The sequence below is a fragment of the Microcella daejeonensis genome (genome assembly GCF_026625045.1).
Lineage (GTDB): Bacteria > Actinomycetota > Actinomycetes > Actinomycetales > Microbacteriaceae > Microcella > Microcella daejeonensis.
In genome coordinates, this window is the sequence record NZ_CP113089.1 from 1,282,349 (window position 1) to 1,300,730 (window position 18,382).

The 18,382-nt window shown below is 74.1% G+C and carries 22 protein-coding genes; 12 read left to right on the top strand and 10 right to left on the bottom strand.

The genetic code is table 11. From position 1 onward, the window contains the following. Positions 1-339: 339 nt before the first annotated feature. On the bottom strand, positions 340-975 hold the full coding sequence (upp, locus tag OVN18_RS06200) for a uracil phosphoribosyltransferase (RefSeq protein ID WP_267738755.1): 636 nt from the start codon (positions 973-975) through the stop codon (positions 340-342). 24 nt (positions 976-999) lie between these two features. On the opposite strand from upp, the gene OVN18_RS06205 reads away from it, so the two are divergent. Further along, a complete protein-coding gene (locus tag OVN18_RS06205) occupies positions 1,000-1,470 on the top strand; it encodes a nucleoside deaminase (RefSeq protein ID WP_407666070.1) in 471 nt (156 codons plus the stop codon). A gap of 37 nt (positions 1,471-1,507) precedes the next feature. Here the strand turns inward: OVN18_RS06205 and OVN18_RS06210 are convergent, their stop codons facing one another. Then, the gene (locus OVN18_RS06210) at positions 1,508-1,864 is read right to left on the bottom strand and encodes a hypothetical protein (RefSeq protein ID WP_267782737.1); all 357 of its coding nucleotides are present in this window, start codon (positions 1,862-1,864) and stop codon (positions 1,508-1,510) included. Positions 1,865-1,949: 85 nt separating this feature from the next. Next, positions 1,950-2,288, bottom strand: coding sequence for a cation diffusion facilitator family transporter (locus tag OVN18_RS06215; protein ID WP_267782739.1), 339 nt, complete (start codon positions 2,286-2,288; stop codon positions 1,950-1,952). 65 nt (positions 2,289-2,353) lie between these two features. Between OVN18_RS06215 and proC the strand changes: the two genes are divergently transcribed. The 3 genes from proC (at position 2,354) to OVN18_RS06230 (ending at position 4,535) form a co-directional block, all read left to right on the top strand. Then, positions 2,354-3,181, top strand: coding sequence for a pyrroline-5-carboxylate reductase (proC, locus tag OVN18_RS06220; RefSeq protein WP_267782740.1), 828 nt, complete (start codon positions 2,354-2,356; stop codon positions 3,179-3,181). A 21-nt stretch (positions 3,182-3,202) separates the two neighbouring features. After that, on the top strand, positions 3,203-3,937 hold the full coding sequence (locus tag OVN18_RS06225) for a GNAT family N-acetyltransferase (RefSeq protein ID WP_267782742.1): 735 nt from the start codon (positions 3,203-3,205) through the stop codon (positions 3,935-3,937). A gap of 169 nt (positions 3,938-4,106) precedes the next feature. Beyond that, the gene (locus OVN18_RS06230) at positions 4,107-4,535 is read left to right on the top strand and encodes a hypothetical protein (RefSeq protein ID WP_267782744.1); all 429 of its coding nucleotides are present in this window, start codon (positions 4,107-4,109) and stop codon (positions 4,533-4,535) included. Between the two features lie 12 nt (positions 4,536-4,547). On the opposite strand, the gene OVN18_RS06235 is transcribed toward OVN18_RS06230, so the two are convergent. After that, positions 4,548-5,219 carry a potassium channel family protein gene (locus tag OVN18_RS06235; RefSeq protein ID WP_267738760.1) on the bottom strand — a complete coding sequence of 224 codons (672 nt, stop codon included), beginning with the start codon at positions 5,217-5,219 and terminating at the stop codon, positions 4,548-4,550. Beyond that, positions 5,212-6,660, bottom strand: coding sequence for a TrkH family potassium uptake protein (locus OVN18_RS06240; protein WP_267782745.1), 1,449 nt, complete (start codon positions 6,658-6,660; stop codon positions 5,212-5,214). Before OVN18_RS06240 ends, OVN18_RS06235 begins: the two co-directional genes overlap by 8 nt. Before the next feature lie 68 nt (positions 6,661-6,728). Here OVN18_RS06240 and OVN18_RS06245 point away from each other — a divergent pair, with 68 nt between their 5' ends. The 3 genes from OVN18_RS06245 (at position 6,729) to OVN18_RS06255 (ending at position 7,753) form a co-directional block, all read left to right on the top strand. Further along, positions 6,729-7,235 (top strand): ArsR/SmtB family transcription factor, encoded by a 507-nt coding sequence (locus tag OVN18_RS06245; RefSeq protein WP_267782747.1) that lies wholly within the window; start codon positions 6,729-6,731, stop codon positions 7,233-7,235. Between the two features lie 106 nt (positions 7,236-7,341). Next, positions 7,342-7,536 (top strand): helix-turn-helix domain-containing protein, encoded by a 195-nt coding sequence (locus OVN18_RS06250; RefSeq protein WP_168914852.1) that lies wholly within the window; start codon positions 7,342-7,344, stop codon positions 7,534-7,536. Positions 7,537-7,654: 118 nt separating this feature from the next. Then, entirely contained in the window at positions 7,655-7,753 is a 99-nt protein-coding gene (locus tag OVN18_RS06255; RefSeq protein ID WP_003792170.1) for a 30S ribosomal protein bS22, read from the top strand. Positions 7,754-7,858: 105 nt separating this feature from the next. Here OVN18_RS06255 and OVN18_RS06260 read toward each other — a convergent pair whose 3' ends face one another. Further along, positions 7,859-8,641, bottom strand: coding sequence for an HAD family hydrolase (locus OVN18_RS06260; protein ID WP_267782750.1), 783 nt, complete (start codon positions 8,639-8,641; stop codon positions 7,859-7,861). Between the two features lie 36 nt (positions 8,642-8,677). Between OVN18_RS06260 and OVN18_RS06265 the strand changes: the two genes are divergently transcribed. The 3 genes from OVN18_RS06265 to OVN18_RS06275 are packed head-to-tail and all read left to right on the top strand — an operon-like array spanning position 8,678 to position 9,959. Further along, positions 8,678-8,932 (top strand): glutaredoxin family protein, encoded by a 255-nt coding sequence (locus tag OVN18_RS06265; protein ID WP_267738764.1) that lies wholly within the window; start codon positions 8,678-8,680, stop codon positions 8,930-8,932. After that, complete coding sequence (locus OVN18_RS06270; protein ID WP_267782753.1) at positions 8,929-9,228, top strand: Dabb family protein; 300 nt, start codon at positions 8,929-8,931, stop codon at positions 9,226-9,228. The genes OVN18_RS06265 and OVN18_RS06270 overlap by 4 nt, the downstream gene beginning before the upstream one ends. A gap of 5 nt (positions 9,229-9,233) precedes the next feature. Continuing rightward, complete coding sequence (locus OVN18_RS06275; RefSeq protein ID WP_267782755.1) at positions 9,234-9,959, top strand: SOS response-associated peptidase; 726 nt, start codon at positions 9,234-9,236, stop codon at positions 9,957-9,959. Positions 9,960-9,984: 25 nt separating this feature from the next. Here OVN18_RS06275 and OVN18_RS06280 read toward each other — a convergent pair whose 3' ends face one another. After that, positions 9,985-10,536, bottom strand: coding sequence for a thermonuclease family protein (locus OVN18_RS06280; protein WP_267782756.1), 552 nt, complete (start codon positions 10,534-10,536; stop codon positions 9,985-9,987). 87 nt (positions 10,537-10,623) lie between these two features. Between OVN18_RS06280 and OVN18_RS06285 the strand changes: the two genes are divergently transcribed. After that, a complete protein-coding gene (locus tag OVN18_RS06285) occupies positions 10,624-11,175 on the top strand; it encodes a hypothetical protein (protein WP_267782758.1) in 552 nt (183 codons plus the stop codon). Between the two features lie 46 nt (positions 11,176-11,221). Here the strand turns inward: OVN18_RS06285 and OVN18_RS06290 are convergent, their stop codons facing one another. The 3 genes from OVN18_RS06290 to OVN18_RS06300 are packed head-to-tail and all read right to left on the bottom strand — an operon-like array spanning position 11,222 to position 17,648. Next, positions 11,222-12,115 carry a DNA-formamidopyrimidine glycosylase family protein gene (locus tag OVN18_RS06290; protein ID WP_267782759.1) on the bottom strand — a complete coding sequence of 298 codons (894 nt, stop codon included), beginning with the start codon at positions 12,113-12,115 and terminating at the stop codon, positions 11,222-11,224. A gap of 44 nt (positions 12,116-12,159) precedes the next feature. After that, positions 12,160-16,956, bottom strand: a complete 4,797-nt coding sequence (locus tag OVN18_RS06295) for an ATP-dependent helicase (protein WP_267782766.1) — start codon at positions 16,954-16,956, stop codon at positions 12,160-12,162. A gap of 44 nt (positions 16,957-17,000) precedes the next feature. Next, positions 17,001-17,648 carry an alpha/beta hydrolase gene (locus OVN18_RS06300; protein WP_267738772.1) on the bottom strand — a complete coding sequence of 216 codons (648 nt, stop codon included), beginning with the start codon at positions 17,646-17,648 and terminating at the stop codon, positions 17,001-17,003. 163 nt (positions 17,649-17,811) lie between these two features. Here OVN18_RS06300 and OVN18_RS06305 point away from each other — a divergent pair, with 163 nt between their 5' ends. Continuing rightward, the gene (locus OVN18_RS06305) at positions 17,812-18,354 is read left to right on the top strand and encodes an NUDIX hydrolase family protein (protein ID WP_267738773.1); all 543 of its coding nucleotides are present in this window, start codon (positions 17,812-17,814) and stop codon (positions 18,352-18,354) included. The last annotated feature ends 28 nt before the right edge of the window (positions 18,355-18,382 follow it).

Here is an 18,382-nt window from a genome sequence, read left to right on the forward strand (position 1 = left end):
GATGCGCGGCAGAGGTCGACGGGGTCGGCCCCGCCTCGGGGAGCTCAGCGGCGTCGCGGTCGGTCATGATGACGGAACGGCGGTCAGCGGCAGCTCGAGCGAGGGGCGGGTCACGCCGGCATTCGACACGACGACTCGGCGTGCGTCGGCATCATCATGCCGACGATCCCGGGGGCCTCGAAGGAGGTCGGGGAGTACGCGGAGACGGTCATGCGGCCAGTATCCTCGCGCGATGACGACGGGGTCAAGTCGCCTCGGCGCCGCGCTGCAACACGGCGCAACACGGCGAGGGCTCCCACCGGCTGAGGGGATGCCCCGCCGGGGCCGGGCGTCGAGGCCCTAGTGCACCGTGCCGTACAGGCGGTCGCCTGCGTCGCCGAGGCCCGGAACGATGTAGCCGTGCTCGTTGAGCTTCTCGTCGAGCGCGCCGAGCACGATCGTCACGTCGCGGCCCTCGACGGCCTTCTCGATCGCCGCGAGGCCCTCGGGCGCGGCGAGGATGCAGACGCAGGTGACGTCCTGCGCGCCGCGCGCGAAGAGGTACTCGATGGCCGACAGCAGCGAGCCGCCGGTGGCGAGCATGGGGTCGAGCACGAAGCACTGGCGGTTCGACAGGTCGTCGGGAAGGCGCTCGGCGTAGACGCTCGGCTCGAGGGTCTCCTCGTTGCGCACCATGCCGAGGAACCCGACCTCGGCGCTCGGCATGAGCTTGACCATGCCCTCGAGCATTCCGAGCCCGGCGCGCAGGATGGGCACGACGAGCGGCCGCGGCTCGCTGATCGCCACGCCCGTGGTCTGGGTCACGGGTGTCTGGATGGTGACCTCCTCGACGCGCACGTCCCGCGTGGCCTCGTAGGCCAGCAGCGTGACGAGCTCCTCGGTGAGGGCCCGGAACGTGGGCGACGGCGTGTTCTCGTCGCGGAGCACCGTGAGCTTGTGGGTGATCAGAGGGTGGTCGGCAACATGCACTCGCATAGGCTCAATCTAACGGAGGATGCCATGACCGCAGTGCGCGAGATCGACCGCGCGGCCATGCGCGAGGCGCTCGACGAGGCCCGCGCGGCCCTCGCCACCGCCGACGTGCCGGTCGGCGCCGTCGTGCTCGACCCCGAGGGGGCGGTCATCGGCCGCGGCCGCAACGCGCGCGAGGCCGAGGGCGATCCGACCGCGCACGCCGAGGTGCTCGCCCTCCGCGACGCGGCGGCGCAGCACGGCGGCTGGAACCTCGAGGGATGCACGCTCGTCGTCACCCTGGAGCCCTGCGTCATGTGCGCCGGCGCCATCCTCTCGGCCCGGGCGAGCCGCGTGGTCTTCGGCGCCTACGACGACAAGGCCGGAGCCGCCGGAGGCGCCCTCGACCTGCTGCGCGAGCGGCGCCTGCCCCTGCGCGTCGCCGAGGTGGTCGGCGGCGTGCTGGAGGAGGAGTGCGCATCCCTGCTCACGGCGTTCTTCGCCGACCGCCGCCCTTAGCCGCACTCGACGCGGCGCGGGAGACGCCGCGCGCCGGCTACCAGAAGACGGCGAGGACGATGTTGACGAGCGCGAGCCCGCCCGCCGTGTGGAAGAAGGGCTTGACCGAGCGGTCGTTGGCCTTCTTCGCCGTGCGGTTGCCGATGAAGGCGGCGACGAAGACGAGGATGGTGATGACGAGCTTCGTGATGATCTTGGCGTAGTCGAGGTCGTAGTCGAGCGGCTCGGCGAGGCCCGTCATGGCGATGCCGGTGATGAGCTGCACGCCCGCTCCCGCGAGCATCGCGCCGATCGCGAAGTCGCCGTTCTTGCGCATCTGCACCAGGAACGGGCCGACGATCGCGGCGAGGCCGATGAAGTGGGCGACGACGAGGAACGAGAAGACGACATCCATGCCGCTACCGTATCGGCGCGGCCGGGCGCGGTGACAGGGTCCTAGGTCCCCGGCCCCGTCGGCGTGTCGTCGACGGGCGCTGCCCTCAGTCGGCGCCGCGGATGACGATCGTGTCGGTGGGCGGGTCGGCATCGTCGCGCGGGGCGGCGACCTCCGGCTCGAGCACGATGGCGCTCGCCTCGGGCATGGCGGCGCGGATGCCGCGCTTGACCTCGCGCAGCACGGCGACGACGTCGGCGTTGGGGGTGCTGGGGCCGAAGCCGAGCGTCGCGGTGACGAGCACGCCGGCCTTCTCGACGCGGTGCACGATCACCTCGCCGACCGTCTGCACGCCCGGCGTGCCGATCAGTACCTCGCGGATCGCCTGCGCCTGCTGGGGGTCGACCCCCCGTGCGCCGAAGCGGTTCCATCCGGTCGCGCTCATGCCCTCACCCTCTCGTCGTCGTATCTGCCGCTCGTCGGTGTGACCGCCCAACCTACACTCGTGGCATGAGCACCCCACTGCCGTCCATCGCCATCCTCGGCACCGGGTCGATGGGGGGCGCCATCCTCCAGGGCCTGCGCCGACCCGAGGTCGCTGTGGGCGCCGTGCGGGTGACGACGCGCTCCGAGGCCTCGGCCGCCGCCCTGCGCGCGGAGGGCGTCGACGCGCGCGCCGCCGAGCACGAGGCCGACGCGAACCGCTGGGCGGTGCGGGATGCCCGGCTCGTGCTGCTCGGAGTGAAGCCCGCGCAGATCGTCGGCCTGCTCGAGGAGATCGCCGACGCCCTGCACCCGGAGGCGCTCGTGCTGAGCGTCGCGGCCGGCATCCCGACCGCCGCCATGCAGGCCGTCGTGCCGAACGCCGTCGTGCGCGCCATGCCCAACACGCCCGCGCTCGTGGGTCGCGGTGTCACCGGCATCTCGGGCGGCTCGCGCGCGAGCGCCGCGCACCTCGCCCTCGCCGACGACCTGTTCCGCACCGTCGGCACGGTCATCGAGCTGCCCGAGGACCAGATCGACGCACTGTCGACCATCTCGGGCTCGGGCCCCGCCTACGTCTTCCTGCTCGTCGAGGAGTTCACCCGCGCCGCCGAGGCGATGGGCTTCGACGACGGCGTCGCGCGGCTCATGGTGCAGCAGACCTTCCTGGGCGCGACCGCGCTGCTCGAGGCGTCGGGCGACGACCCCGAGGAGCTGCGCCGCCGCGTCACGAGCCCGAAGGGCACGACCGAGCGCGCCGTCGCCGTGCTGCAGCAGGCCGAGCTCGCCGCCCTCTTCACCCGCGCCGCCGAGGCCGCGCTCGCCCGCGCGCGCGAGCTCGCCACCGGCGCCTGAGCCCTCGCCGCCGTCCTGCCGATGGATCCCCTGCCGACGTTCTCCCCGGCCGTCGCGGAGTCCTGGGCGCTGCCGACCGCCGACGAGATCGATCGCATCGATGAGGATGCTCGATCCGGGGTGCTCGTCCGCATCGATCGCGCGCGGGAGGAGGCCGTGTCGTACCTCCGGCTCGTCGGAGGCTCCGGTGCGCTCGTGCTCTCGGCGGCGGGAGCCGAGGCGCTCTCCGTCGAGGGAGGCGAGCGGCTCGCGCCGGCCGAGGTCGAGCAGCGCATCCACCGAGCGGGGATCCCGATGCACGATCCCGATCGCGTGCACCATCTGCCGCTCGACGTGCACGCCGAGGTCCGCGCCGAGCGCCCGCTCGCGGGGGTGCGGCGCCTCACCGCCGACGACGCCGATCTCTTCGCCTCCTTCGTCGCCGAGGCTCCCCCCGACGACCTCGACGACGCCTTCGTCGAGCTCGATCACTGGCTCGTCGCGGGCGCCGTGCGCGATGGGCGGCTCGTCTCCGTCGCGAGCATGTACCCGTGGCGCGGGACCGGCACGGCCGACCTCGGCGTGATCACGCTGCCGGACTCCCGCGGTCGGGGCCTCGCGCGCGCCACGGTGCGCGCGATCAGCGCTCTCGCGCTGCAGCAGGGGTACGAGCCGCAGTACCGGTGCCAGCTCGACAACGCGGCCTCCCTGGCGCTGGCGCGCGGCTCGGGCTTCCGGGCCCTGGGCGACTGGAGCGTGAGCCGGCCGACCGCCTGAACCCGCCGTGCGCAAGACCGGTCCGGCCTCGACGGCGGGAGTTTCTTCGACCGCTCATAGCCGGCGCTCGTCGAGGCCATAGCGCAGACCGACGGTGCGCATAGCGCTCGGTCGCAGGGTGGATGCCGTCCCCGCGACGAGCGCGGGGCCGGACCGAGAGGCACCCGCGATGAGCGCTCCGACCACCCCCGCCGACCCCGATCAGCCGGAGCGCGCCGCCGACGGCGCCGCCCCGACCCCCGACGCCACCCCCACCACCCCGGTGACCCCGGCGGCCGAGCATCCCGCACCCGCCGCGCCGCACGGCGTCGCACCCGCACCCGCCCCGAGCCCGTCGCGCACCCCGCGCGCGCTCGCCATCGCGGGCATCGCCGTCGGCGGTCTTCTGCTGCTCGCCGTGACCTTCGGCGCGGGAACCCTCGTCGGCCGGTACCTGCCCGGCCCGGGCCCCGTCGGTCTGGCGGGAGCCGTCGAGCGCGGCGGTCCCTTCGGCGGGGAGAGGGTCGGCCCGGGGGAGCGCGGAGACCGTCTCGGCGCCCTCACCGAGGAGCAGCGGGAGCAGATCCGCGAGTGGATCGAGGAGGGGATGGGCGGCTGAGCCGCCGCGCGCCTAGTGGTCGAGCGAGGCGAAGCGGTCGATGTCGCCCTCGGTGCCCGAGACGATGATGAGGTCGTGGTTCGAGACCACGGTCTGCTCGGTGGCGTAGGTGAAGGGCTTGCCGGGGCTCTTCACGCCGACGACGGTGATGTTGTACTTCGAGCGCACCTTCGAGTCGGTGAGCGAGAGGCCGCGGATGGGCTTCGGCGGGTACATCTTGACCAGCACGAAGTCGTCGTCGAACTCGATGAAGTCGATCATGCGGCCCGAGACGAGGTGGGCGACGCGCTCGCCGGCCTCGGCCTCGGGGTAGATGACGTGGTTCGCCCCGATGCGGGCGAGGATCTTGCCGTGCGACTGGCTGATCGCCTTGGCCCAGATCTGCGGGATCTTGAGGTCGACGAGGTTCGCGGTGATGAGCACGCTCGACTCGATCGACGAGCCGGTGGCGACGACGGCGATGGAGAAGTCGTTCGCGCCGATCTGGCGCAGGGCATCCAGCGATCGCGCATCGGCCTGCACGGCGTGCGTCACCCGCTCCGCCCACTTCTGCACCAGGTCGGGGTTCTCGTCGACGGCGAGCACCTCGCGGCCGAGCCGCTGCAGCTGCCCCGCGGTCGCGGCCCCGAACCGGCCGAGCCCGATGACGAGCACGGGCGCGTCGTGCCGGATTCTCTCAACCAACGATGGGCCTCTCCTCGGGGCGGCGGAACAGCTGCCGCCGTTCGCTCGCGGCCAGCGCCGCGGCGAGGGTCACTGTACCAACGCGCCCTGCCCACATCGTCGCCGCGAGCACGTACTTCGCGGGCTCCTCGAGATCGGGCCCGGTGAGGCCCGTCGAGAGCCCGCAGGTGGCGAACGCCGAGATCACGTCGAACAGCACGCGGTCGAGCGGTTCCTTGGTGATGTGCAGCACGATGATCGTCGCGGTGGCCACGATCGTGGCGCCCCACAGCACGATGCTGACGGCGAGGCGCAGCACGTCGACGGGCACGCGCCTGCCGAAGGCCTCCATGTCGGGCACGCCGCGCGCCTCGGCGTAGGCGGCGAGGAACAGCACCGCGAGCGTGGTGACCTTGATGCCGCCGGCGGTGGATGCCGAGCCGCCGCCGACGAACATGAGCATGTCGAGCACCATGAGCGTCGAGCCGTTCATCTCGCCGATGTCGACCGTCGAGAGCCCGCCCGAGCGCGACATCATCGAGGTGAAGAAGGCCGTGAGCGGGCGGTTCAGCGGCTCCTGCCCGCCGAGGGTCGCCTGATTGCTCCACTCGAGCGCGCCGATGGCGACCCAGCCGATCGCGAGCAGGATGCCCGTGGTGGCGAGCGTCAGCTGCGCGTGCACGCCGAGGCGCTGGCGGCGCTTGACCCACCGCGCGAGCGCGAAGATGACGGGGAACCCGATCGCGCCCAGGAAGACGGCGATCGACAGCACCCCGAGCATCCATGGATCGCTCTCGAACCGGGCGATGCCGCCGTCGAAGGGGACGAAGCCGGTGTTGGTGAACGCCGACAGCGCGAGGTAGAAGCCCTGCCACACGGCCGACCACGGGTCGAAGCCCTCGAGCAGCAGCCGCGGCACGATGAGCGCGGTGATCACCAGCTCGATGATGATCGCGCTCATCGCCACGGTCGCCAGCAGCGTGCCGATCTCGCCGAGGCGCACGGCCTGCGACTCGCTCACCGGCCCCGCGTGAACGCGGGAGGGATTGGTGTCGGAGGCTGCGAGCAGCTTCGCCCGCAGCCCCATGCGGCGGGCGACGATGAGGCCGAGGATGCTCGCCATCGTCAGCACGCCGATGCCGCCCACCTGCATGGCGACGACGATGACGACGTTGCCGAACGGCGACCAGTACGACGCCATGTCGACGGTGGAGAGGCCGGTTACGCAGATCGCCGACACGGCCGTGAAGACGGCATCGGCGAGCGGCGTGCCGCTGCGCTCCCCGGCCCGCGCGATCGGCAGGGTCAGCAGCAGGGTCGTGATGAGGATGAGCGCGGTGAAGACGAGGATGGCGAAGCGGGCGGGCGACGAGGTCGTCAGCGCGACGACCGCCGACCGTGCACGGCGCAGTGCGCTCGGGCTCTGATCGCGGCGCGGGCCCGGGCGTGTCGCAGTCGACATCGTCCCTCCTCGGGGCCCGCAGGCCGCTGTCATGGTACTCCGGCCCGAGCCTGGATTAGGTTTGTCGCATGGCCGACATCTTCGACGTGATCGCCGACGCCACCCGGCGCGAGCTGCTGCAGCACCTGCGCGACGCGGCCGGGGCCGACGGCCCGGGGGAGCTGAGCGTCGGCGAGCTGGTCGACCGCATGGACGCGACCCAGCCCACCGTCTCGAAGCACCTCAAGGTGCTGCGCGAGCACGGCCTCGTGCACGCGCGCGAGGAGGGGCAGCACCGCTACTACTCCATCGACACCGCGCCGCTCGAGACGATCGAGGACTGGATCATCCCCTTCCTCGCCGACGAGGACGAGTACGCGTTCGCCGGACCGACGAGCCCGGTCTTCGCCGCCTGGGCCGACGCCGATCTCGAGCAGGCCGGCAGCACGGTGGGGCGCCGGGCCGCCGAGGCCTCGCACCAGGCCCGTCAGGCCCTCACCGGAGCCCAGGAGCGGCTGCACGACGTGCAGGAGCGCCTGCACGACGTGCAGGAGAAGGTCTCGCGCCGCCTGCCGTGGCGCCGCGGCGACAGCTGACCGGCCCCCGTTCGGGCGTCTTTACACCCGCCCCACCCGCCCCGTACAGTTACGACGCGCGGCACCCTCCTGGCGGTGCTCGGCATCCCGATCGACAGGACGAGGCATGAGCGGCGATCTCAGCGATATGCGCTTCCTCACCGTCGCGGAGGTCGCCGACATGATGCGCGTCTCGACCATGACCGTCTACCGCCTCGTGCACGCCGGCGAGCTGCCGGCCATCCGCTTCGGCCGCAGCTTCCGCATCCCCGAGTCGGCGGTCGCCGCCGCGGTGCGCCCCGGCATCGCCGACGTCGGCTGAGCGCCGTCGCGAGCGCCGCCCCTGCACGGCGCGCCGCCAGCCTGCGCTAGACTTCTGCGGTACATGACCGGGTCTGAACGGGCCACCGGTTCGTTCAGACCGAGATCAGAGGTATTCCATGGGTTCTGTCATCAAGAAGCGCCGCAAGCGGATGGCGAAGAAGAAGCACCGCAAGCTGCTGCGCAAGACGCGTCACCAGCGTCGCAACAAGAAGTAGGGCGCACCGCCCGTCACGAAGCGCTCGACCTCCCGGGGTCGGGCGCTTTTGTGCTGCCGGGCCCGTGTTCTCGGGCCCGTGCTCTCGAGCTCGGGGTCCTCGGGTTCAGGCCGGCGGCTGCTGCGGCTCGGCCGCGACCGTGCGGCCCTCGCGGCGGATGCGCCGGCGCGCGGCTCGCACGCTCGCCGGCTTCGCGGTGAGGATGGGCCAGCCCTCGGCGGTGGCGTGGCGCTCGAGAGCGGCATCCGGATTCACCACCACGCGGTTGCCGGTCAGCTGCAGCAGCGGCAGATCGTTGCGGCTGTCGCTGTAGGCCCAGCAGTCGACGAGCGGGGCGCCGCGGGCGGCGGCGAGCTCGGCCGCGCGGTCCGCCTTGCGCTGCCCGTGCATGAGCGAGTCGACGAGATTGCCCGTGTAGACGCCGTCGACGATCTCGGCCTGCGTGCCGACGCCGCCGGTGAGGCCGAGCCGCTCGGCGATGACCTCGGCCATGACCTGCGGGGTCGCGCTCAGCAGCCACACCTCGTGGCCCTTGTCGCGGTGCTCGTGCGCGAGGGCGACCGTATCGGGGATGAGCCGCAGGTGGATGGAGTGCTCGTAGGTGTCGTTGGCGAGCTCGATCAGATCCTGCTCGGTGCGCCCCTCGACCATGCGCAGCGCGCCCGCGCGGGCCGAGGCCTGGTGGCGCGGGTTCTCGCCGACCGCGGTGAAGCGCACCTGGTGCCAGAGGAACCGGGCGACGTCGCGACCGGTGACGAAGCCGCGGCGCCAGGCGGCGGTTCCGATGTGGAACAGGCTCGCGCCCCGCATCAGAGTGTTGTCGATGTCGAAGAACGCCAGCACGGGCGGGGCCGTGGGGGCGTCGTCGCTTCCTTCGGGGACGGGCATCACCCACCAGCATAGGCACCGCCGTAGGCTGGGCGGGTGCCCCCCGTCGCCGTGACCCTGCTGACCAAGCCGGGCTGCCACCTCTGCGATGACGCCCGCGCGATCGTCGAGCAGGTCGTCGGCGAGGTCGAGGGCGTCGTGCTCGACGAGAGGTCGATCCTCGACGACGAGGCGCTGAACGCCCGCTACTGGGACGAGATCCCGGTCGTGCTCGTCGACGGCGCCGTGCACACCATCTGGCGGGTCGACCCGGCCCGTCTCCGCGCCGCACTGCAGGAGGCCACCGCATGATCCGACACATCGTCTGCTGGACGCTGAACAGCTCCGACCCCGACGAGCGCGCCGCGGCCGTCGCCGGCATGCGCGAGCGCCTCGAGGTGCTGCCGCAGGTCATCCCTGGCCTTCGCTCGCTGACCGTCAGCCCCGATGTCGGCGACGTCGACGCGAACTGGGATGTCGTGCTCGTCTCCGAGCACGATGACCGCGCGGCGCTCGCCGCCTACATCGAGCACCCGGCGCACGTCGAGGCCGCCGGATTCACCCGCTCGGTCGTCGCCGAGCGCGCCTGCGTCGACGTCGAGCTGTAGCGCTCATGTGCGGCCGGTACGCGAACACGAAGAGCGGCGAGGAGCTCGGCCGGTACTTCGAGGCCGATGAGGTCGACGCGGTCGCGATGCCGCCCAGCTGGAACATCGCCCCCACCCAGCAGGTGCCGATCGTCGTCGACCGGCTGCCGAAGGACGACCCCGAGGGCGTGCCCTCCCGCTTCGTGACGAGCGCGCGCTGGTCGCTCGTGCCCCGCTTCGCGAAGGAGCTGGTCTCGAAGTACCCGACCTTCAACGCGCGCAGCGAGACGGTGGCCGAGAAGGCCTCGTTCAAGAGCTCGCTCGTGCGCTCGCGGGCGATCCTGCCCGCCGACGGCTACTACGAGTGGCACACCGTCGAGGGCGCCGACGGCAAGCCCATCAAGACCCCGCACTGGATCCACGACCCGGTCGAGGGCGAGCTCGCCTTCGCCGGCCTCTACTCCTGGTGGCGGCCGCCGGTCGCCGAGGGGGCGGCCCCCGGCCCCTGGATGCTCACCGCGACCATGCTGACGCGCGCGGCCCACGGGCCCGCAGCGAGCATCCACGACCGCGCCCCCGTCATGCTGCCGCGCGAGACCTGGGACGACTGGCTCGACCCGACGATCGAGGGCGATGAGGCGCTCGTCGAGATGATCGTCAGCGAGAGCGATCAGGTGCTCGAGCGGCTGCAGCTGCACGCCGTGGCGCCGCTGCGGGGCGACGGGCCGGAGCTGATCCGACCGCTGGGCTGAGGCCGCGCGGCGCGAGGGCGCTCGGTCAGCAGGCGCCCCAGAGGCCGAGGCCCGCCGCCTGGGCATCCCGCTCGGCCTGCTGCAGGGCATCCCAGATCTGATCGTTGGGCTCGAAGAGCACGGCGCGACCGGCGCCCTGCTCGACGAGCGCGAGGTTGATGACCGTGCCCTCGGCCGTGCGCAGGTACATGAGCTCGCGACCGTACTGATCCTGCGGATCGCGGTCGTAGGCGTAGCCGAGGGTGCTGCCGACGGGCGCGAGCGCCTCGAGCGCCGCGGTGGCCTCGTCGCCGTAGCACTCGACCGGGTCGCGCACCTCGGGGGTGTCGACGCCGATGAGGCGCACGCGCAGCTCCTCCCCGTCGACGTCGAGGCGCAGGGTGTCGCCGTCGGTGATCGCGACGACGGTGCCCGCGCCGCCCGCGGCGATCTCGCCGCTCGCGCCACCCGGGCCGTAGGTCGCCCCGCCGCGCTCCGCGGTCGTGGCGTCGCCGATCGTCACCCCCGCGCAGGCCTGCAGACCGGCCAGGAGGGTGATCGCGCCGCCGAGCAGGGGGAGGAGGAGGGGCGTGCGCACTCTGGGACTGTACCGGGGGTCGATGCCATCGGCGCCGCCGCGGTCTAGGCTGACCGCGTCGGAGCGGATCGCGTCGAAGGGATGCCCGTGGCAGAGGATCGTCCGGGGGCGCTCGACCCCCGATTCCCCGAGGTGTTCCAGCGTGCCGGAGCCTCGACCCCCTCCCTGCGCGCGCCCGGCGTGCCGCCGATGTCCTCCGGCGGCGGGGCGGGCCGTGCCGAGCTCGCCGACCGCCGCGATCGCGGTGCGCGGCCGGTGCTCGATGCCGGGGTCGCGACGCCCGGTGCCGGAGCCGGCGCCGCGGGCGCCCGCGCGGATTCCCGGGGGATCGATGCCGGGTCGGGCCGAACCGAACGGGTCTACGAGATCGTGGCCGCGGGCAACCCCTGGCTGCGCGGCATGTGGGTTCTGGGCATGGTCGTCGTCGTAGCCGGGATCGCCGCGCAGTGGGCGGCGCAGACCCTCTTCATGGCGATGTCGACCGAGGCCGTCGCTCAGCCCGACTACGTCATCCCGCAGGTGCTCTTCTCGCTCTCCGGTCCGTTCATCACGGCGGGCTCGATCGCGCTCGTCGCCGCGGCCTCGCTGCGCATGGCGGCCTGGCGCCCGCGGGCGCGCCGCGAGGTCGACGCCGACTGAGGCACCGCGACCGGCGGCGGGGCCGGGATGCTCGGCTCGCGCCGCCTCAGCGCTGGCAGCTCGGGCAGTACCAGGTCATCCGCTCGGTCAGCGCCGAGTCGCCCAGGGTGCCCTGCCGCACGGGCGTGCCGCAGCGGCGGCACGGCTGCCGCTCCCGGTGCGCGACCCAGAGCCGTCGCCCTCGGCGCGTGTCGCCGGTCGTCGTGCGCTCGACCCGGTCGCGGTTGGCGCGGATGAGCCGGACGGCGAGATCGACCGCGGCAGCGGCATCCACTTCGCCCACCGGGGTCTCGGGCAGCACGCCGCGCAGGAACAGCGTCTCGTTGCGGTAGTCGTTGCCGAGCCCGGCGATGATGCGCTGATCGAGCAGGGCGAGCCCGATGGGGCGCGCGGGGTCGGCGGTGAGGCGCGCGAGCGCCTCGGTGCGATCCCAGTCGGGCCCGAGCGGGTCGGGGCCGAGGTAGCCGACCATCTGCTCCTCCTGGGCGGTGGGTGCGATCTCGAGCTCCCCGAGCGCGAAGCCGACGGCCTGCCAGCCCTGCTCGTCGACCGGCGGGATGTCGGCCGCGATGCTCTCGGCCCCGCGGTGCTCGCTGCCGAGCGAGCCGCCGAGCGAGCCGCCGACCGAGCCGCCGGCCGAGCCGCCGCCCGCGGCGCCCACCTCGAGCACCATGCGCGCCTCGAAGGCGGGTCGCCGCCAGCGCGCTCCGGGCCGGTAGACGTGCCACGAGCCCTCCATCTTGAGGTGCGAGTGCACGGTCGTCGTGCCGATGCGCATGAGCAGGTGCTTGCCGCGGGCGACGACCTCGTGCACCGGCTCGCCGCTGAGGTCGACCGTCGCGTACTGCGGAACACGCACGTCGCAGTGCGTGACGGTGCGGCCGGCGAGCGCCTCGTGCAGGCGGCTCGCGGCCCGGTGGACGGTGTCACCCTCGGGCACGGGCATCCCCCTCGCATCTCATCGCGTCGTCGACCCCTCGCCGCTCAGACCCGCAGCCGCAGACCCTGCGGCGTCGCGACGAAACCGGCCGTGGCGAGCGCCTCGGCGAAGGCCGTGCCGAACGCGCTCTCGCCGTTCACGCGCTCGACCCGCAGGCTGCGCAGCCGCGCGCGCACGACGGCGGCGAGCTCGACGGCCGCGGCCTTGAGCACGGCCGCATCGTCGGTGAACGTCAGCACGGTCTTGCCGCCGCGCTCGAGGTAGGCGGCGAGGTGCCCGTCGACGAGCAGCACGAGGGCTCCGGCCTTGCGACCGGGCCGGTGCGCGGGCGCGGTGCGAGGGCGCGTCGCGGTGGTCGTCGCGGTGCGGGCGGGGGATGCCCCGGCCGGGCTCGCGGCGACGCTCGAGCCCGTCGCCGCGCCGTCGCCGTCGCCGTTCGCGACCTCGTCATCGGCTGGCTCGCGCCCCGGCCACGGCAGCGCGGCGCCGTAGGGGTTCGCCGGATCGGTCGCGGCGAGCACGAGCGCCTCGAGCGCGGGAGCCGCGTCGGGGTCGCGGGCGTAGGTGCGCAGCCGGTCGACCGTGGCGGGCGTCGCGAACTGCGCGGCGCCGAGCCGGTCGACGAAGTAGCCGCGGCGCACCGAGCCCGACTCCTCCATGCGCGCGAGCACCTTGTAGAGCAGCGCGAAGCCGCCGCGCACCTCCTCGGCCTGGGCGGCGCCGCGGGTGACCACGCCGTGCCGCTCGAGCATGCTGTCGGCGAGGTGCGCGGCCCGCCGCGTGGCGTCGGCGTCGCGCTCGGGCAGCAGCGACCAGCGGCCCGCGGCCGTCGGCGGGCCGGCCTGCAGCACGGCGGTCGGCCGCGAGTACCCGCGGTACGCCCGGGGGCGGGGGGCGCGGCGCCCGCTGGTCTTCGCCGGGCCGCCGAGCATCGCCCGAACGGGGGCGAGGGTGTCGTTGGTGAGACGGCCCGCCCAGACCAGCTGCCAGAGATCGTCGACGAGCGCCGCGTCGTCCGTGGCGCCGACGGCGTTCGACAGCTGCCGGAAGAAGAAGCCCCCGCCGCCCGAGAGCGCATCGAGGATGCCCTGCTGCCGCTCGCTCGGAGCCTCGTCCACCACGTCCGCGAGCGAGAGCGGCGCGAGCCCGGCCAGGTGCAGGCTGATCCAGCCGTCGTGGCCGGGCAGGGATCCCGAGCCGGCCCAGACCAGCTCGCCGCTCGCCGTCAGCTCGTCGAGCCACGCGGGCGAGTAGTCGCGCACCCGGCTCGGCAGCACGAGGGTCTCCCAGGCGGAGGCCGGCAGGGCGAGCCCCTCCAGCTGCTCGACGGCCTGCAGCACCCCGTCGAGGCCGCGCAGCGCACCGCCGCGGCGGGCGGCCGGGCGCGGGGCGGTGCCGGTCGCGGAGGAAGTGCCGCGTCCGCCGCCGCGCGCACCGGGCGCACCCGGGTCGGCGCGGGTCGCGGCGCGCGGTGCCGCGCCGAGTCCCGGCTCGCCGGCGGCGGCGCTGCCGACGTGCTGCCAGGCGGGCAGGAACCGGGCGAGCGTTCCCGCGGTGACCGGCTCGATCTCCTTGCGCAGGGCGGCGAGGCTGCGCGAGCGCAGCCGGCGCAGCACCTCGGCGTCGACCCACTCGGTGCCGCTCGCCCCGGGGCGGAACTCGCCCTCGATCACCCGGCGGTCGGCGGCGAGGCGGCGCAGCGCATCGGTGACGACGGCGATGCCGAGCCCGAAGCGCGCGGCGACCTCGTTCGCGGCGAAGGGCGCGTGGGTGCGGGCGAAGCGCGCGACGAGGTCGCCGACGGGATCGGGCACCGGGTCGAGGAAGGCGGAGGGCACGCCGTGGGGCACGGGGGTGCCGAGGGCGTCGCGCAGTCGGGCGGCGTCCTCGACGCCCGCGTAGCGCTGCTCTCCCGCGAGGGTCACGCCGAGCACGCGGTTCGCCCGGGCGAGCTCGGTGAGCCAGGTCTCGATCTCCGCGCCGTCGACGGTGCGCAGACGCAGCTCGTCGAGGCTCAGCGGGCCGAGGATGCGCAGCAGGTCGATGAGGCCCTCGGCGTCCTTCGCGCGGCGATCGGGGGCGAGGCGCTGCAGCTCGGCCTCGGTCTGGGCGATGACGGCCGGATCGAGCACCTCGCGCAGCTCCGCGCGACCGAGCAGCTCGGCGAGGAGGGTCGGGTCGATGCTGAGCGCTGCGGCCCGCCGCTCGGCGAGCGGGCTGTCGCCCTCGTAGAGGAAGGCGGCGACGTAGCCGAAGAGGAGCGATCGGGCGAAGGGGGAGGGGCTCGGCGTCTCGACCTCGACGAGGCGCAGCTCGCGCCGGGCGATCTGCGCGGTGAGCTCGCTGAGCGAGGGCAGGTCGTAGACGTCGCTGAGCACCTCGCGCACCGTCTCGAGCACGATCGGGAAGCTCGGGAACTCGCGCGCGACCTCGAGCAGCTGGCTCGCGCGCTGGCGCTGCTGCCAGAGCGGGCTGCGCTGGCCCGGATTGCGGCGGGGTAGCAGCAGCGCCCGGGCCGCGCACTCGCGGAATCGGCTGGCGAAGACGGCCGAGCCGCCGACCTCGGCGGTGACGATCTCGGTGAGCTCCTCGCCGTCGAAGAGGAACAGCTCGGCGCCGGGCGGCTCGGCCTCGGTGTCGGGCAGCCGCACGACGATGCCGTCGTCGGCCGCGATGGCGGCGCCGTCGTAGCCGTGCCGCTCGCGGATGCGGGAGGAGATGGCGAGGGCCCACGGGGCGTGCACCGCGAGCCCGTAGGGCGAGTGCAGCACGACCCGCCAGTCGCCCAGCTCGTCGCGGAATCGCTCGACGACGAGGGTCGAGTCGGTCGGCAGCTGGCCGGTGGCGCCCTGCTGCTCCGCCAGCAGGGCCTCGAGGTTGCTGATGGCGCGGTCGTCGAGACCCGCGGCCTTCAGGCGCTCGCGCCGGGCATCCGGCCTCGCCGCCGCGAGCTCGCGCGTCGTCTCGCCGAGCGCGCGACCGAGCTCGGCCGGGCGCCCCAGGCCGTCGCCGCGCCAGAACGGCACCTTGCCGGGCTGCCCGAAGGCGGGGGTGACGACGACGCGGTCGTGCGTGATCTCCTCGATGCGCCAGCTCGTCGCGCCGAGTGCGAAGACGTCGCCGACGCGCGACTCGTAGACCATCTCCTCGTCGAGCTCGCCGACGCGGCGGCCGACGCCCTCGCCCGCGAGGTACACGCCGAACAGGCCGCGGTCGGGGATGGTGCCGCCGCTCGTGACGGCGAGCCGCTGCGCGCCCGGGCGGCCGGTGAGCTGACCGCTCACGCGATCCCAGACGATGCGCGGGCGCAGCTCGGCGAAGCGGTCGCTCGGGTACCGGCCGCTCAGGAGGTCGAGCACGGCGTCGTAGGCCGAGCGCGGCAGGGTCGCGAAGGGCGCGCTGCGGCGCACGGTCTCGAACCACTCCTCGATGTCGGCGCTCTCGAGGGCGACGTGGGCGACGGTCTGCTGCGCGAGCACGTCGAGGGGGTTCGCCGGCACGCTCAGCTGCTCGATGCGCCCGCCGAGCATCCGCTCGCTCGTCACCGTCGCGTGCAGCACGTCGAGCCGGTGCTTGGGCATCATCACGCCGCGGCTGATCTCGCCCACCTGGTGGCCCGCGCGGCCGAGCCGCTGCAGCCCGCTCGCGACGCTCGGCGGCGCCTCCACCTGGATGACGAGGTCGACGGCGCCCATGTCGATGCCGAGCTCGAGGCTGCTCGTCGCGACGACGCAGCGCAGGATGCCCGACTTCAGCGCGTCCTCGATATCGGCCCTCTGCTCCTTGCTCACCGAGCCGTGGTGCGCGCGGGCCAGCAAGGGCGCGGCCTCCTCGGCCGAGCCCTCGGGCCGGGCGGCCGCGAGCCGGTCGGCCTGGATCTCGTTGAGCCGCGCCGTGAGCCGCTCGGCGAGGCGCCGGGAGTTCGCGAACACGATCGTCGACCGGTTCTCGAGCACCCGGTCGACGATGTCCTCCTCGACGTGGGGCCAGATCGACGGCGTCGCGGGGGCGCCCGAGCTGCTGCCGCCCTCCTCCTCATCGGCCATGGGCGGCGGCGCCGTCATGTCGTCGACGGGCACGACGACCCGCAGGTCGAAGGTCTTCGTCGCCGGCGGCTGCACGATCGTGACGGGGGTGCTGCCGCCGAGGAACCGGGCGACCTCCTCCACCGGGCGCACGGTGGCCGAGAGGCCGATGCGCTGCACGGGTCGCCCGAGCCGGGCATCCAGCCGTTCGAGGCTCAGCGCCAGGTGCGCGCCCCGCTTGGTGCCGGCGACGGCGTGCACCTCGTCGACGATGACCGTGCGCACGCCGTCGAGCGTCTCGCGCGCGCTCGAGGTGAGCATGAGGTACAGGCTCTCGGGGGTCGTGATGAGGATGTCGGGCGGCGAGGTCTGCAGCTTGCGGCGGTCGGCGCTGGGGGTGTCGCCCGAGCGTACCCCTACCGTGACGGTCGGCGGCTCCGAGCCGAGGCGGCGGGCCGTCTGCGTGACGCCGATGAGGGGGGAGCGCAGATTGCGCTCGACGTCGACGCCGAGCGCCTTGAGCGGCGAGATGTAGAGCACGCGGGTGCGCTGCCGCGGGTCCTCCGGCGGGCCCTCGGCGACGAGCCGGTCGATCGCCCAGAGGAAGCTCGCGAGCGTCTTGCCCGAGCCCGTCGGCGCGACGACGAGCGCGTGCCTGCCGGTCGAGATCGCGTCCCAGGCGCCGAGCTGCGCGGGCGTCGGCGCGGGGAAGGCGCCGGCGAACCACTCACGCGTCGCGGGAGCGAACCGCTCGAGCACGGCGGCGGCGTCGAGCTCGGCGGGGCCCGGCACGGCGGCGGCGTCGAGCTCGGTCATCCGCTCATCATGCCCCCGACCGCCGACACCGCGCTGGGCGGCACTCAGCCGGCGCTCGGGCGGTAGAACGGGCGCAGGAAGCCGAGCACGTCGGCGAGCTCCGGCTCGCTCACGCCGTGCCCGAGCCCCTCGTAGATGCGCTCCGTCAGCTCGACGTGCTCGGGCAGCCAGCGCTGCGTCGCCGCGACGAAGGCGTCGGGGATGACCTCGTCGTGCGTGCCGCGGCCCCAGAACACGGGCGGGCGCGCGGCGGCGAGCCGAGCATCCGCCGGTGCCTCGCCCGCCACCACGAAGCCGGCGAGGCTGACGGCGTAGGCGAAGCGCTCGGGGGCGTGGCGCAGCAGCTGCAGGGCGACCGCCCCTCCCTGGCTGAAGCCGAGCAGCCCCACGCTCGTCGCCTGCTGCCCGTCGAGCCAGTGCAGCACCCCGCGCGCGGCGGCGTCGGCGCCCTCCGCGCGGTCGGCGTTCAGCTGCGGGTCGAGCCCGTACCAGGCGTAGCCGAGGCCCTCGCGCAGCGGCGCCCGCAGGCTCGCGATGACGGGCTGCAGCGGCAGGTGCGGGGCGAGGCCGAAGAGGTCGCCCTCGTGGCTGCCGTAGCCGTGCAGCAGAACGAGCAGCGGGCGGCCGGCGCGCTCGGCGGCCGGGGCCGACCACATGATGGCGGACTCGTCGATCAGCTGCATCGCGCTCATGCGGCCATCGTGGCAGGCGCGCCTGGATGCCCGGGCCGGCCCCGCGCCGCGCCCCGAGCCGCACGGTCCGGCGCCGCCCCGGGCCGACCCGCGCGCCGATGTGCGCCGACCCGCCCGGGCGCGGGGGCGGGAGCGGCGGGGGTTTCGGGTGAGAATGGGCACCATGGCCAACACGCGCACCCCCGACCCGAACCCCGGCTGGCTGTCGGATGACGAGCTCGAGCAGATCCGCCGCCGCCTGCCGCTGCTCTACGTGGAGGCCGTGCCGGTGCGCGTCGACGGCATGGGGCAGGTCACCGAGGTGGGCGTGCTGCTGCGCGTCAACCCCGCCGGCTCGATGACCCGCACGCTCGTCTCGGGGCGCGTCATGTACGGCGAGACCCTGCGCGACGCGCTCTTCCGCCACCTCGAGAAGGACCTCGGGCCCATGGCGTTCCCGCAGCTGCCGATCTCGCCCACGCCGTTCCACGTCGCGGAGTACTTCCCGATGCCGGGCGTCTCGCGCTTCCACGACGACCGCCAGCACGCCGTCTCCCTCGCCTACGTGGTGCCGGTCACGGGCACCTGCGACCCGCGTCAGGACGCCCTCGAGCTCACCTGGCTCACCCCCGAGGAGGCGGCCTCCGACCGCGTCGTCGCCGAGATGGAGGGCGGCCGCGGCGTGCTGCTGCGTTCGGCCCTCGCCTCGGTGGGCGCGCTGCCCTGATCAGCGCCCCCGCCCGCCGATCCGGGTC

Bases quoted from the DNA above. Each gene is read 5' to 3' on its own strand.
- upp (WP_267738755.1), bottom strand. From the start codon at position 975: ATGCGAGTGCATGTTGCCGACCACCCTCTGATCACCCACAAGCTCACG.
- OVN18_RS06205 (WP_407666070.1), top strand. From the start codon at position 1,000: ATGACCGCAGTGCGCGAGATCGACCGCGCGGCCATGCGCGAGGCGCTC.
- OVN18_RS06210 (WP_267782737.1), bottom strand. From the start codon at position 1,864: ATGGATGTCGTCTTCTCGTTCCTCGTCGTCGCCCACTTCATCGGCCTC.
- OVN18_RS06215 (WP_267782739.1), bottom strand. From the start codon at position 2,288: ATGAGCGCGACCGGATGGAACCGCTTCGGCGCACGGGGGGTCGACCCC.
- proC (WP_267782740.1), top strand. From the start codon at position 2,354: ATGAGCACCCCACTGCCGTCCATCGCCATCCTCGGCACCGGGTCGATG.
- OVN18_RS06225 (WP_267782742.1), top strand. From the start codon at position 3,203: ATGGATCCCCTGCCGACGTTCTCCCCGGCCGTCGCGGAGTCCTGGGCG.
- OVN18_RS06230 (WP_267782744.1), top strand. From the start codon at position 4,107: ATGAGCGCTCCGACCACCCCCGCCGACCCCGATCAGCCGGAGCGCGCC.
- OVN18_RS06240 (WP_267782745.1), bottom strand. From the start codon at position 6,660: ATGTCGACTGCGACACGCCCGGGCCCGCGCCGCGATCAGAGCCCGAGC.
- OVN18_RS06245 (WP_267782747.1), top strand. From the start codon at position 6,729: ATGGCCGACATCTTCGACGTGATCGCCGACGCCACCCGGCGCGAGCTG.
- OVN18_RS06250 (WP_168914852.1), top strand. From the start codon at position 7,342: ATGAGCGGCGATCTCAGCGATATGCGCTTCCTCACCGTCGCGGAGGTC.
- OVN18_RS06255 (WP_003792170.1), top strand. From the start codon at position 7,655: ATGGGTTCTGTCATCAAGAAGCGCCGCAAGCGGATGGCGAAGAAGAAG.
- OVN18_RS06260 (WP_267782750.1), bottom strand. From the start codon at position 8,641: ATGCCCGTCCCCGAAGGAAGCGACGACGCCCCCACGGCCCCGCCCGTG.
- OVN18_RS06270 (WP_267782753.1), top strand. From the start codon at position 8,929: ATGATCCGACACATCGTCTGCTGGACGCTGAACAGCTCCGACCCCGAC.
- OVN18_RS06275 (WP_267782755.1), top strand. From the start codon at position 9,234: ATGTGCGGCCGGTACGCGAACACGAAGAGCGGCGAGGAGCTCGGCCGG.
- OVN18_RS06295 (WP_267782766.1), bottom strand. From the start codon at position 16,956: ATGACCGAGCTCGACGCCGCCGCCGTGCCGGGCCCCGCCGAGCTCGAC.
- OVN18_RS06300 (WP_267738772.1), bottom strand. From the start codon at position 17,648: ATGAGCGCGATGCAGCTGATCGACGAGTCCGCCATCATGTGGTCGGCC.
- OVN18_RS06305 (WP_267738773.1), top strand. From the start codon at position 17,812: ATGGCCAACACGCGCACCCCCGACCCGAACCCCGGCTGGCTGTCGGAT.